This is a genomic window from Blautia wexlerae DSM 19850 (assembly GCF_025148125.1).
Classification (GTDB): Bacteria; Bacillota; Clostridia; order Lachnospirales; family Lachnospiraceae; genus Blautia_A; species Blautia_A wexlerae.
The window spans coordinates 818228-831973 of record NZ_CP102267.1; the positions used below are offsets into that span (position 1 = coordinate 818228).

At 34.0% G+C, this 13746-nt stretch carries 15 protein-coding genes; 13 read left to right on the forward strand and 2 right to left on the reverse strand.

Annotated features, from left to right (window positions below):
- Positions 1-4 precede the first annotated feature (4 nt).
- The gene (locus tag NQ550_RS03790) at positions 5-2407 is read left to right on the forward strand and encodes an ABC transporter permease (RefSeq protein ID WP_197724774.1); all 2403 of its coding nucleotides are present in this window, start codon (positions 5-7) and stop codon (positions 2405-2407) included.
- A 139-nt stretch (positions 2408-2546) separates the two neighbouring features.
- On the opposite strand, the gene NQ550_RS03795 is transcribed toward NQ550_RS03790, so the two are convergent.
- Both NQ550_RS03795 and NQ550_RS03800 read right to left on the reverse strand, forming a co-directional pair.
- Positions 2547-3359, reverse strand: a complete 813-nt coding sequence (locus NQ550_RS03795; protein WP_197724773.1) for a sensor histidine kinase — start codon at positions 3357-3359, stop codon at positions 2547-2549.
- 221 nt (positions 3360-3580) lie between these two features.
- Positions 3581-4261, reverse strand: coding sequence for a response regulator transcription factor (locus tag NQ550_RS03800; RefSeq protein WP_025579082.1), 681 nt, complete (start codon positions 4259-4261; stop codon positions 3581-3583).
- A gap of 369 nt (positions 4262-4630) precedes the next feature.
- Between NQ550_RS03800 and NQ550_RS03805 the strand changes: the two genes are divergently transcribed.
- The 12 genes from NQ550_RS03805 (at position 4631) to NQ550_RS03860 (ending at position 13738) form a co-directional block, all read left to right on the forward strand.
- Positions 4631-4966: a helix-turn-helix domain-containing protein gene (locus NQ550_RS03805; protein WP_025579080.1), complete on the forward strand. Its 336-nt coding sequence runs from the start codon at positions 4631-4633 to the stop codon at positions 4964-4966.
- Positions 4967-5126: 160 nt separating this feature from the next.
- The gene (locus NQ550_RS03810) at positions 5127-5900 is read left to right on the forward strand and encodes a response regulator (protein ID WP_025579078.1); all 774 of its coding nucleotides are present in this window, start codon (positions 5127-5129) and stop codon (positions 5898-5900) included.
- 134 nt (positions 5901-6034) lie between these two features.
- Positions 6035-7225, forward strand: a complete 1191-nt coding sequence (metK, locus tag NQ550_RS03815; protein ID WP_025579076.1) for a methionine adenosyltransferase — start codon at positions 6035-6037, stop codon at positions 7223-7225.
- 18 nt (positions 7226-7243) lie between these two features.
- Positions 7244-8263 (forward strand): alpha/beta fold hydrolase, encoded by a 1020-nt coding sequence (locus tag NQ550_RS03820; RefSeq protein WP_025579074.1) that lies wholly within the window; start codon positions 7244-7246, stop codon positions 8261-8263.
- 55 nt (positions 8264-8318) lie between these two features.
- Positions 8319-8720 carry a winged helix-turn-helix domain-containing protein gene (locus NQ550_RS03825; RefSeq protein WP_025579072.1) on the forward strand — a complete coding sequence of 134 codons (402 nt, stop codon included), beginning with the start codon at positions 8319-8321 and terminating at the stop codon, positions 8718-8720.
- A 222-nt stretch (positions 8721-8942) separates the two neighbouring features.
- Positions 8943-9599: a recombinase family protein gene (locus NQ550_RS03830; protein WP_005340281.1), complete on the forward strand. Its 657-nt coding sequence runs from the start codon at positions 8943-8945 to the stop codon at positions 9597-9599.
- 48 nt (positions 9600-9647) lie between these two features.
- Entirely contained in the window at positions 9648-9869 is a 222-nt protein-coding gene (locus tag NQ550_RS03835; RefSeq protein ID WP_025579070.1) for a DUF5348 domain-containing protein, read from the forward strand.
- 17 nt (positions 9870-9886) lie between these two features.
- A complete protein-coding gene (locus NQ550_RS03840; RefSeq protein WP_025579069.1) occupies positions 9887-10180 on the forward strand; it encodes a hypothetical protein in 294 nt (97 codons plus the stop codon).
- Positions 10170-10865, forward strand: a complete 696-nt coding sequence (locus NQ550_RS03845) for a hypothetical protein (RefSeq protein WP_025579067.1) — start codon at positions 10170-10172, stop codon at positions 10863-10865. Before NQ550_RS03840 ends, NQ550_RS03845 begins: the two co-directional genes overlap by 11 nt.
- Positions 10866-11109: 244 nt before the next feature.
- Positions 11110-11880 (forward strand): DUF6577 family protein, encoded by a 771-nt coding sequence (locus NQ550_RS03850; RefSeq protein WP_025579065.1) that lies wholly within the window; start codon positions 11110-11112, stop codon positions 11878-11880.
- A gap of 66 nt (positions 11881-11946) precedes the next feature.
- Complete coding sequence (locus NQ550_RS03855; protein WP_172730327.1) at positions 11947-13104, forward strand: nucleotidyl transferase AbiEii/AbiGii toxin family protein; 1158 nt, start codon at positions 11947-11949, stop codon at positions 13102-13104.
- A gap of 1 nt (position 13105) precedes the next feature.
- A complete protein-coding gene (locus tag NQ550_RS03860) occupies positions 13106-13738 on the forward strand; it encodes a metallophosphoesterase (RefSeq protein WP_015526826.1) in 633 nt (210 codons plus the stop codon).
- The last annotated feature ends 8 nt before the right edge of the window (positions 13739-13746 follow it).

The window sequence follows — 13746 nt, forward strand, 5'->3', positions numbered from 1 at the left end:
ACTTATGGATAGAATATTAAGAATAAATAGTAAGAAGATTGTAAAAAGATTGGCGAACAGTAGTTTGAAGACAGAAAGACGCAGAAATATTATGGTTATTATTTCTATTATATTGGCAACTTTTTTGATTTCCATGTGTGGAGTTGGAATATTTGCATCTTCTCAAAGACAGAAAGTGTTATCGGAAGATACTTTTGAAGTAATGTATCGTAATGTTGATAAAAATAGTATAAAGTTGTTAAGAAAACAATCCGAAATAGAACGAGTAGGTGTAACATACTCATGGGGGACATGGAAAAATAGTGATGGAAAAAGTATGGCTTTTTCTTATATGGATGAAGATGCTCTTTATATTTCCAGAAAACAATTTCATATAGAACAAGGAAAGTTACCCAGTAAAAAAAACGAAATAGCTGTTAGTGAGCAATACTTAAAAAAATATGCACCAGACAGCAAAATAGGGGATAAGATTTCAATGGATGTTGGTAATGAAACACATAATTTTTTAATATCAGCTATTCTCAAATTTGAAAATCGAGACAATAATACGTATATTTTTCTTGTAGGAGATCAATTTATAACACAACAGAAAGGATACCAAGAAAATGGATATCAGGTATATGCACACTTTAGAAATGTTAATATGATGAGTAAAGAGGATGTAGAAAAGATAGCGTCTTCGATTAGTCAGGAGTACCATTTGGATTATGAATATAGTTTTTTGTATTTAAATTCAAAACGTAACCAGTCTATAATAGATTATATTCCGTTCATTTTATTGGCAGTTGTAGTGCTTATAGCAGGAATAACTGTAATACAGAGTATTTTTAGGATTTCTATTAGTGAAAAAATTCGGTACTATGGTCAATTAAGAACGGTGGGAGCGACTCAAAAACAGATTAAGGAGATTGTGAAAAAAGAAGGTGAAAAATTAACATTTATAGGAATGCCGATAGGTATTCTTCTTGGGGACTTTTTTGGAATGCTAATAGGGGGTGTAAAAGCAGAGCCGGAAGTTATAATAGGAACATTAGTAATATCAGTTTGTGTGGCTATTATTTGCATGATAATGGTACGGTGTTCTATTCGCAAACCAGTAAAAATAGCAGCAAATACATCGCCACTAGAAGCGATAAGATTTGTTCCATTTAAAAATGAAGATTTGAATAGGAAAAAATTTAGACAAAGGATTACACCATCGAATATAGCGAAAATAAATTTAGGTCGAGACAAGAAGAGAACAATTAGCACAATCTTTTCTTTGGCATTTGGAGGAATACTATTGTTAGTGTCGGCGTCATTATTGGTAAGTTATTCAGCAGAATCACAGGTAAAAACTAAGGTTTTTGCAAATGGAGGTAAGTTTAGAATTTATTTGAATGATGAACATTTAAAAGTAGCAGAGCAGATAAAAGAAAATCCATTAAACGAAGAATTGAGACAAAAAATTTTAGCAATAGATGGTGTAGAGAGTGTTATTAAACTTCGTAATACAATAGGAGAAGTTTCTTTTGTTGCTAATGGGGTAGAGAATGAAGGTATATTATGTGATGTGATTTCGGAAGATTCAAAAGAAGAGAATTCTGCTTTTATTAAAGAGCATTTAATCTCAGGGAAATTTCCATGTTCAAAATCAGAAATTTTGATATCAGATACCATAGAATTTATAAGTATAGGTGAAACTATAAATATTACCTATAATGATAGAAAAATACCAGTAACAGTTACAGGAATTTATGATGGTAGTTATATAGGAACATCAAATGGAACTTCTGTAGCAGATGACAGTTATATTTTAATTACTGAAGAATTGGCAGATACAGGGACAATGCTTTCCGATATTAAAAATTATTCCTATACATGGGAAATACTTGTTGATTCAAAGAAGATACAAAATGTTACTGGTAATTTAGCAAATTGCATTAAAACAGCTTTGTCAGGGGTATCAATTTGCTCATTTGAAGAGGAAGTAGAATATTTTGAGAACCAGATGAAATTGTTATTTGGGGGAATACAAGCTATATCATGGTTGATATTTGCGTTTGGGGTAGTCAATTTGATTAATATGACACTTTCTAATCAGATTTCAAGGAAAAAGGAAATTGCTGTTATGCGTTCAATAGGATTAACAAATAGTCAACTCTACCATATTTTTATTATAGAGGGAATAAGCTATATCGTTGTAAGTTTTACTATTATTTTGTTAATTGGTATACCGATATCGGTATTATTATGTAAATATTTGGGGAACTTGCTCGGAGGAGGTATTATGATATATAAGTTTCCGATGACGGAAATGTTAATGTATATATTAGTTTTGGTTGTATTAGAATTTATATTAGCTGCTTGGTGTATTAGCAATGCTCAAAAGCATTCCTTGGTATCTCAAATAAGTGATATAGATTAATTTTCGACATAAAGAACACAATTAATTATAACTGGGAAAACAAATTTATATTACTTGTTTCCCAGTTATTGTTAGATTGGAGAAAATAATTATGTATTCCTTGAGAAAAAGGAGACTTGAATGTCGTTACCTATAATTTTTATTTATTATAATAAAATGGAAGAAAAATTTTGGTGGTAGTGCCGCAGTTTTTTTCTGATTCTACAATTATATATCCATCATGCAAAGAGATTATTTCTTTACATAAATATAGACCTAAGCCATTACCATCTGTTACAATTCGGTTTTCACGCCAAAAGCGATTAAATATATTGTTTAAATTATATTTAGATATACCTATACCTGTATCAGAAATACATATGCCAAGTTGATCTTCAGTTTTAAATATTGATATAGAAATTTCTCCGTTTGTAGGAGTATATTTAATTGAATTATCTAAAATATTAAAAATAGCCTCACTTAGCCACCTGCTATCATGCGGGATTAAGTAATCTTTTGAATTATTATAAGTGATTTTTATATTTTTTTTATCAGCAGATAAAAGTATTTCTTCTATGGAAGAAAGTATGGTATTGTTAATTGGAAGGTATTCACGATGTAAGTGTATAATACCATTCTCTAATTGGGAAGATTTCAAAAGCGTATGAATCAAAAAATTCAATTTTTGAAGTTGCTTTTTTTGAATATTTAAGTAAGTTATTTTTTTACTATCTGATATATCTTGTTGAACAAGGGTTTCTTGTACTAGATTTAGATTAGTTAAAGGAGTTTTAATTTGGTGGGAAATATCGGATATAAAGGATTGAAGTTTATCTCTTTCTGCTTCTATCCTCTGTTGTTTTGACTGCAATATGTTATACAGTTTGTATAGTTTATGGTACACTTGGGAGATGAAAGTATCTTCCAAGGTTTCCTGCTCGTCAATAGTATAACCATCTATCATCTGATCCATGTATATAAGAAGATCTTTGAATATTTTTTGCATGGCTTTTTTGTGTGCAAAGTAGTATAAAGTTCCACTGAAAAAAAAACTTATTTGGCAAAGGAGTAACATTAATGTACATATTGGTGAAATCCTATATGTGAAACAAATACATATAAAATTGATTAAACAAAGTACTAAAGGTAACAAGATGTTTAATTTATTCATAGTCTCTCGAAATTTCCTCCCTATCATTGATTCATCCACATATATCCAGTTCCGTAAATGGTTTTTATATAATGAAATTCTTTAGTATCAATTCGATTTCTAATTCTACAGATCATGCTATTTAGTGATGATTCATCTACATAATTTCCTCTCTTATCCCAAATAACATCCAGAATACGTTGGCGGGTAACAATGTGACCTTTGTTTTGAATCAATAGTTCCAAAAGTTGAAATTCAAGCGGTGTGAATTCGACAAGTTTATTCTCAACGTATGCAGTATATGAAGAGAAATTTAACTGGAGCCGATGGTCTGAATATGTTTTGGAAGGTTCATGTAACTCAATTCGATTAAGGATAGCGTTCAATTTTTTTTCTAATATAAGAATAGAAAAGGGTTTTGTTATATAGTCATCAGCACCTAAATTGTATCCTTTAAGGATATCTTGTTCGATATCATCTGCAGTTAAAAAGATAATCGCTGTGTTTAAATTGATAGTTTGACGTATGTTACGGCATATAGAGAAACCATTACCATCCGGCAAAGAAACATCAAGAAGAACCGCGTCAAAGAGTACACTTTTTAATTTTATTAAAGCTTCTTTTTGGTTTTGGGCAGATTGAGTAATATATCCTTTTTGTTGTAGATTGAAGGACAGTGTTTCGTTCAGTATAGTATCATCTTCTACAATTAAAATATGTTTCATGTGAATACCTCCCTAATTTATTTTGTAGTGTCAAATGCTATTTCTAGCAGAAATGGTGACGGCATTTTTGCCTTTTGGCGGGGATAGGTTTGGGCGGCGTCTCCGGTATTGGTTCATCAATAACTGCAATTTTTAAGGTTCGATTGAAATTTTCTTTTGACTCGGTTTTGATTGCTTACTTGACGTTACCTTTATTTTAAGTAAATATACTAGAAAATATAGATTTTTTGCTTAGAACGCCATAAATCTTGCTTAAATGGGAGTTAGTGGTTACAACTAAAATACAACGAATAGTAGTAAATATACCACTAATAAAAGTGAATACAAGGCGTGAAAGAGTGTAATATTGATGTATTGGAGGTGAGACAGGTGAATCGAATTGCGGAACTCAGAAAAAAGATAGGACTTAGCCAAAGTGCGCTTGGTGAGATACTTGGAGTAAGTCAACAAACAATTAGTAAATATGAAAAATCGGATTTGAATGTACCTGCCGATATATTGGCAAAAATGTCTAGGGTGTTTAAAGTATCTATTGAGTATATTTTAAGAAATGAATTAAATGAAAAGGAAGAAGATGTAAAATCTGAGATTATGAGGCTTTATAGAAGCTTGGATCGGTATAATAGGGAGACCTGGGTGATTCTAGGTAAGAGGCTTTTGGGCGGACAAATACAGGATTACACGGAAATTATAGAAAAGAGTTAATAGATGTAGAAAAAGAAGCATTGTGTTATGCTTCTTTTTTGCTTTATTGGTTATATTTTAGCAATAATTGCATGAGAAAATATAAATACAGAGAGCTATAATAATGAAACGCAAATATTGGGATATTTTGGAATAATAAAAATGAAGCAGGAGATTCAATATGAAAAAAATATTATTAGTTGATGATGATAGTAACTATATATGGTTATTAAAAAATTTTTTGCAGCGAAAAGGCTATGAAGTAATAACAGCGTGTTCTGTAGAGGATGCCTCACATATTATAGAAGAAAAGGAACTATTATATATAACCTCTGACTTAGATTTGCCGGATGGGGATGGTTTTAAATTATTGGAGATAATGCGTTTAAAAAAAATTCAAGTACCATTTCTTTTTTTGTCATGTCATGAAAAGGAAGAATATGAAACAAGGGCATTAGAGAAAGGTGCAAATTTGTGCATGAATAAGCTTAGCTCAGAGTTAGTTAAGGAAACTCTTTTAGAGTATGCATATAAGGAATCATGTGGGGAAGGTGCAGCCTTTCATAAAATACTTCTTGTAAAGAAAAATTCAGAAACATCTAGCGTGATGCAGACAGAGCTACTAAAAAAAGGTGTATATACTATTACAGCGGAAAGCATAGGAGAGGCAAAAAATAAATTATTAGAACATCGGGATATTGAATTGATTCTGTGTGATTTGTTTATGGAGGATGGAATTGCTATGGATTTTCTTCATTCTATGCGAAAAGTAGCAGGGATTTTTAAGGACATGAAGAATCCAAGATTCAGAGAGTTGCCGTTTTTTATATTCACAGATAATAGGGATTTATCATTAGAATATCGATATCGCCATGAGGGTGTAAGCGACTATATAACCAGTCCTGTTAATATTCCAGAATTAATCAGACGGATATGTTATTTCGTAGAAGGATAGCAAAGTTATTTGGTTTGAAGACAAAACCAACCGGACAGAAAAAAGTACAATGTAGACAAAAAGTATAGTAATCATAGTAAAGATATTTTATGTTATTGACAAATATGAAATATTGATACAAAGGAGAATTTACTATGGAGAAAAGATTATTTACCTCAGAATCAGTAACAGAAGGACATCCGGACAAAATATGTGATGCCATATCAGATGCCATATTGGATGCTCTTATGGAGAAGGATCCAATGAGCAGAGTGGCCTGCGAGACTGCAATTACAACGGGTATGGTATTAGTGATGGGAGAAATCACGACCAATGCGTATATAGATATGCAGCAGGTGGTAAGAGAAACGATCAAAGAAATTGGTTATGACAATGGAGATTATGGATTTGATGCACATACCTGTGCTGTCTTAACGGCAATTGATGAGCAGTCAGCAGATATTGCTTTGGGCGTGAATAAGGCATTGGAAGCAAAAGAACACAAAATGTCAGAAGAAGAGCTTGATGCAATTGGTGCTGGGGATCAGGGTATGATGTTTGGTTACGCATGTGACGAAACGAATGAATTTATACCATATCCAATTTCACTGGCACACAAATTGACACGGCAGCTTACTCAGGTCCGTAAAGATGGTTTGTTGAATTATTTAAGACCGGACGGTAAGAGTCAGGTTACTGTAGAATATGACGAAGCAGGTATTCCGCACCGGCTGGATGCAGTGGTTCTGTCAACACAGCATGATCCAGATGTGACACAGGAGCAGATCCATGATGATATAAAAAAATATGTATTGGAACCGATTATTCCAACAGAACTGGTAGATGAGAATACAAAATTTTTCATCAATCCAACAGGGCGTTTTGTCATCGGTGGTCCTCACGGAGATAGTGGTGTAACAGGACGCAAGATTATTGTAGATACATACGGTGGTATGGCACGGCATGGCGGCGGAGCTTTTTCTGGAAAAGACTGTACGAAAGTAGATCGTTCTGCATCTTATGCTGCTCGTTATGTTGCGAAGAATATTGTGGCTGCAGGTCTGGCAAAAAAATGTGAAATTCAGTTGTCTTACGCAATTGGGGTGGCTCATCCGACCTCTATTATGGTAGACACCTTTGGAACTGGGAAAATTTCAGATGAGAGTCTGGTAGAGATGATAAGAAGAGAATTCGATCTGCGACCAGCAGGAATCATTCAGATGTTGGATCTCCGCCGTCCGATCTATAAACAGACAGCAGCCTATGGACATTTTGGAAGAAACGATCTCAACCTTCCATGGGAAAGATTAGATAAGGTAGAAGAACTGAAAAAATATTTGAAATAATTTATTAGGAGGAAACGTATGGGAAGATACAAAAAGCGAATCTCAAGAATTGTGACGATTGCGATGCTGTTTGCATTTCTGGTAGGAAATTCTAATATGGTATATGCTATGGGAGCAACACAAGTTGGATATGCGAGTAAATATATCACAGTGAAAGGGAATAATATGCATCTTGCTTTGTATGGAAAATTGGATGTAAGTGGAGAAACATTTGCAGATGAAGGAAAAACCACATTGGTGATGATGCCGGCTCTGGGAGTTCCATCACCGCATATCTACTTCAAACCTCTGGCACAATCTTTAGATGAGAGTTTTAACATAGTGATTGTAGAGCCGTTTGGATATGGGCTTAGTGATGTTGCAGCAACGGATCGAACTGTAGATAATATCAATAGTGAATTGAATGCTGCACTGGACACCATGGGAATTAAGCAGTGTGTATTGCTGGTACATTCGATTTCTGGAGTATATGGACTCAACTTTGTACAGAATTATCCCGAAAAAGTAAAAGGTTTCATTGCTGTTGATAATACGGTATATGATGAAGAACTGGCAGAGGCTATGGAAATGGAAAAGAAATATATGCTGCAGGGAATTGATGAATTTCAGAAAATCAAGAATTCTTTTTCTTCTTTGGAAGAATTCCAGATGGCACTGAAAACAGATCCAGATAAATATGGGGCAGCATTACCACAGGTTTCCGGGTACACTTATACGGAGAGTGATAGGGAGGAATACATTCAGGCATATTCTTTAAGCAGCAACGATACGATTAGAAATGAAGTGAACGGGATGGATCAATCATTACTCTCTATAAAGAATAAAAAATTCCCATCGGCACTTCCTGTATTAACCATGATTTCTTCAGAGAATGTACAAAATGTTCCGGCATGGGAGACTGCTCATAGAAATCAATTGGATTTAGAATCTGGTAATCACCAGTTATATATTGTAAATGGAGGACATTATATCTGGTATACCAATTTAACGCAGGTTGTACAGCTTATCGATGAATGGAGAATAGAGAATCATTTTTAAAAGGAATCTGTGTGATGAGATTTCTAAATAAGAGAAAACAGAAGGGAAGTGTAGCTTGGGGAAAGTAACTATTTCAACTGTATTGGGATACAAAGAATATGTAGTGGAAAATATAAAAAACATCCGGGGAGAGGATGAAGAAAATTCCGATTTTAGGATTTATCCGGATTATCATAAGATTTATAGAGGACAGACGGAGATCGTCTTAACGAAAGCAGAGTATGAATTGTTTATGCTTTTGTCAGGGAGACCAGGTGTGATATTTACCAAAGAAAAAATTTTTGAGATTCTTTATAACGAGGAATTGCCAGAAAGCATTGATAATATTGTGTACTGTCTGGTATCCAGTATGAGAAAGAAAATTGAACCGGAGCTAAAGCAGTGCCGCTATATTAAAACAGTGAGAGGTGTAGGATATAAGTTTGAAGGAAAAAAGATGGACATCTTTCCAGAATAGTTGATCTGAAGACAGAGGAAATTTTTTAAAACCTCTGTCTTTTTTTGTTGCTTTTTTATGCCATCTTGCGTACAGAAGTAGTGAAAGTCACCTCCCAAAAAGTATGCTTTTTGATGGGAGATGTAATAGGCTATTTTTTTATTTCCAAAAAGTATATAAGAAGGTTTTGAGATATGCCAAAATATTTTAAGACTTTTTGGGAATGTATAAAGGGGGATACGTATGGCATATTATGGGTATCACAGAATCAGTACTAAGGAACAACACTTGGACCGAGGTATTATAGAAATAAAGAGGTTCTGTGAAAATCAGAAAATTAAACTGGAAAGTATTTTTACAGATAAGATAACCGGTAAAAATTTTGACAGACCACGTTATACCGTTCTTGTGGAAGATGTTTTACGGGTAGGGGATACCCTGATTATTACAGAGCTGGACAGACTTGGCAGGAACAAGCAGGAGATTTTAAAGCAGCTACGTTTTTTAGAAGAAAAAGGGGTTCGGGTAATGGTATTGGAACTTCCTACCACGTTGTTTGACCTGTCTCAGATGGAAAATAATCTGGCAAAGATGATGATAGAAACAATCAATAATATGATGATTGAACTCTATGCATCCATGGCACAGGCAGAGATGGAGAAAAAGGAGAAGCGACAAAAGGAAGGTATGGAGGCAAAAAGGCTTCGGGGTGAATGGGATGAAGTAGGAAGACCACGGGCTATAGAACAGGAAAAGTTTAACCAGGAATTTATGAGGGTGGTACAAAAGAAGGTAACACCGACACAACTGCAGCGGGAGTTGGGGTTAACTTCTTCTACCTATTATCGGTATCGGAAAAACTTTTATGAAATTTTTCCGGAATTTCTTCAATCTGTATAGGGATGAGGTAATTACTAAGTAAAAGAAAAATTTAAGGAGGCAGATGTTATGAGTGAACACAGAGAAGGAACATTGTTTTATGATACTGAAACAGGGAGGTATGATATACGTTTTGATTTGGAATCTTTTTATGGAGGACTACATTGCGGGGAATGTTTCGATGTAAAGGTGAAAGATATTTGGATTCCGGTCCGAATTGAAATGGGAGATGACTGGTATCTGGTTGGATTGAATGTGTCGAGATTAGATGGACTGAGAGTACGTATGTAAATAGGAGGATAAGCCTGATGAGGGGAAGTGCAATGAGAGAAAGTGTTACGGATGTTCGCATTATACTGGAATGCTTACAGGAAGCATATCAAATGGAAGGAGATATGGTACGGTCCGGGAAAAATATTCATGCGACTATGATATATCCATTTGTCCGTATGCTGCAGGAAAAGTGTAGGGATTTAACAGAGGAACAGATACATAAGACACTTTGGAAAGAATATGAGATTTCAGGGGCAGACAGGATGTTTGTGGAGAGGGCTTCAAAGATTTTAGAGCAATACGAAGGAGAATCTGAAGATGAGAAATAGTACAATGGAATATAAAGTAAATCAAGCCTATGAAGAACTAAAGCGTTTAATACAGTGGCATCCAGATAGCGAAGGAAAGTTTTTACAGAAAATGGTATGCTTCTTGTTACCTGAACAAAGAAAATATTGGACAGAGGCTATCCGTGATTTGAGGCAATCTTTAGAAACTGAACATGGAATGATATTTATTGAAAAATACAGAGAAAAATTGGAATGGTTGGATGATGTTTCGCTGTTGGAACTGGAAAGAAAGATAGGAGCAATTTATTTTGTTGATCATTATAAAATGATAGCAGACGAATTTCTATATAAAAAGGATTTTGAAACTGCCTTATTTTTGCGAATTGCAATGGAAACAGGGATAAGAAGTATAGACATTCCGTATATAGAATGGTCCTGCATATATGGAAAGGCTATTTATTTAGAAGAAAGTAAAGGCGGAGATTTGTATAAAAGAGTTAATGGAACGTTTCCTAAGATTTCAACTCAGTCGTTACGGATTATAAAGTTATTGCACAGGAAGCAAGGGAAAATATTTACAAAATCAAACGAGTACTATGTTCGCAAAATTTCTTGTGCTTGGGGAATGCCTGGGTTTCGTATCCATAGTTTTCAGGATTATAGGAGAAAGATAGAAATGGGAATTACAGTAGGTGTACAAGTTCCAAGGATCATTCCATTATAAAGAATAGGATAGATTGGAAAACGTTATAGGATGCTATATGAGCTGCTGTTGCAGTTCTAGTGAGTTTCAATAAAAATACGCAAATATAGTATTTGCGTATTTTTTATTGAAATTACAAATATATTTGCAAATAGATTGAATTATGAATAAAAACAATAAAACAAACGCAAATATAAACTTTGCGTTTGTTTTATTGAATTTATAGGTGCTATGTGATATACTACGAAAAGAAAGTAGGTGTAGTATGAATAGCAAAACAGCATTAGAAAAAAAATACGAGATAATCAAACAAAATCTTGGGAATCAAACTACCTTTTATACAGATGAAGTAATTCCCCTTTTCCCGGAGTTAAAAAAGTCTACTTTATATTGGAATCTTTCTAAATTAGTAGAGGCGGGTTACATTAAGAGAGTGCGAAACGGTGTATTTTCCTTCAATGATTTGAAAGGCAGACAGGGAATTATTTTATGTGAAACAGCCCAAAAATTGAAAAATTACATGGATGAGCTGGGATTTTATTATTATATATCCGGTTTGGATATTTTGGCAAAATATATGTTACACATACCAGAACAATATCCTGTCATTGCATTTATTGAAAAAGCAGCAAAAGAGGAAATATATAACAATTTATTAGCAGAAGGATTTGAGGTGATAGAACCACAATACACGAAAAAAATGTATGAAGATGCTATGCTTTCAGGTAGCCATAATATGCAGGTGATTTTATACACAACGGAGGATTTTCAGTACAGTAGTGAAGGTCTGGCAAGTATAGAGAAGGCTTTTGTAGATCTTTATTTTGCAATAACGAGAAATGGATATCCACTATCATTGCAAGAATTGGTAAGAATTTATCAGAATCTCAGCAGATTGGGAAATATAGATAAAAAGAAGCTGATAACAGTAGCATCAAGAAGGAATATACAATATGATATTCGCTTTATCGTTGAAAATCGGTTTATTACAGATTCGGCAATAGAGTTTGGAAAAATACTTAGAAGGGAAGAATAAAATTTGGATTACAAAAAGTTATTTCATAAAGAGGAAGCATTTCAGAGAGAAACCTTTCAGAAGAGAATGGAAGAATTTGGGTTTAAAAATATGGCAAGAATGGAACTGTTTTTATGGGATCTTGAATTATTCTTGCATATTCAGAAAATACTAGGAGATAAAATAATATTGAAAGGTGGTGCAGCCACGCAGTTTTATCTGCCAAGGGATGCTCAAAGAACAAGTGTAGACATTGATATGTTATTTTTTGGAACAGAAGAGGAAATAAAGGAAACATTGAGGAAAATCGAAGAATATTTGGGGACAGAAGACGAATTGTTTTACTTTCATAAACATAGCCCTAAGAATCCGAAAACAAATCTTCCATTACATACATATTACATGAAAGTTCCTTCTGTACTATCCAATGCAGAACGTAATATGGATAGAGAGAGTATTCCCTATCAGGAATTAAAAATAGAATTTATTCTCCAGCCAGAAAAATGGGAATATGAAAGAAGAACGGGAGAAAACATATTTGCAGTAAACAGTTCATGGAACTATCAGATCCTTCCATTGAATTATTTATTTGCGGATAAGCTCACCACATTAGGTTGTAATACGATTGGCGTACAAAATGAAAGGCTGGATGAACAGGTGAAGCAGTTCTATGATATTATGATGTTGTCCAGAAACTGTATATCCGAGATGCAATGCTCTGTTGTGAAAGAAAAGTATTTAAAACGGGCAGAACAAGAATGGAATACAAGGAAGATTACACTGGGGAGCACGCTGGAGAGAAGAGATTATGAACCTAAATATATCGTAGAAGATGTTGAGAAACAGCTTTTGCGTTATCAACAAGCCGATAGCGGTGAAGATGCAGAATTGAAAAAGTTTATTAATGATTTTCATTCGTTATATTTAAACAGGAAAGTGCAGTATGATCCCAAAACGGTTGCCTGCGGAGCATCACTGGTTCGCTTGATGTATGAACTGATGATTTCAGGCATGGGTTGGGATAAAGTAAAACAGGCATTAGAGATTGAAAAAAAATTAGGTATGGAGCATTTATCGGGACCAGAAAAAGGACAAAAAATTCGTGAACTCAGAAATCAGTTTATTCAGGAATTTGGTAAAGATTCGGTAATCCCGGCATCAACTTTGAAAGGGAAAGATTTAAAAAGAGTGTTCTGGGCAATTGTAAATATTGATAATTTAAACAAGATTGAGGGAATGATATAAAATGAGATATTATATTGCAGATTTACATTTCTTTCATGAAAATTTGAATACAAAAATGGATAAACGTGGATTTGCAAATGTAAATGCAATGAATGATTATATGCTGAAACAGTGGAATAGTAAAGTGCGTAATAGGGATGAAGTTGTTATCTTAGGGGATTTATCATGGGGGAAATCTGAAGAAACAAACCAGTTGCTTCAGAAATTGAACGGACGTCTATATCTGATACAGGGAAACCATGACCACTATGTCAAGGATCCAAACTTCGACAGTTCACGCTTTGAGTGGATTAAAATGTATGAGGAACTTAGCGATAATAAGAGAAAAGTGATACTTTGTCATTATCCTATTATGTGTTATAACGGACAGTATAAATTGAATGCAGAAGGAAACCCAAAAACCTATATGTTGTATGGACATGTACACGATACGCAGGATCAGAGATTGCTGGAAAGATTTCAAGGAATCACATCTGAAACAACATTTCTGAATACACAGGGGGAAACACAGCATATTCCATGTAATATGATTAACTGTTTTTGTATGTATTCAAATTATCAGCCGCTTACTTTGGATGAATGGATTGCGTGTGATAAGAACAGGAAACAAAAGAGCTGCCAGAATGTAAAGTGATATGAAAA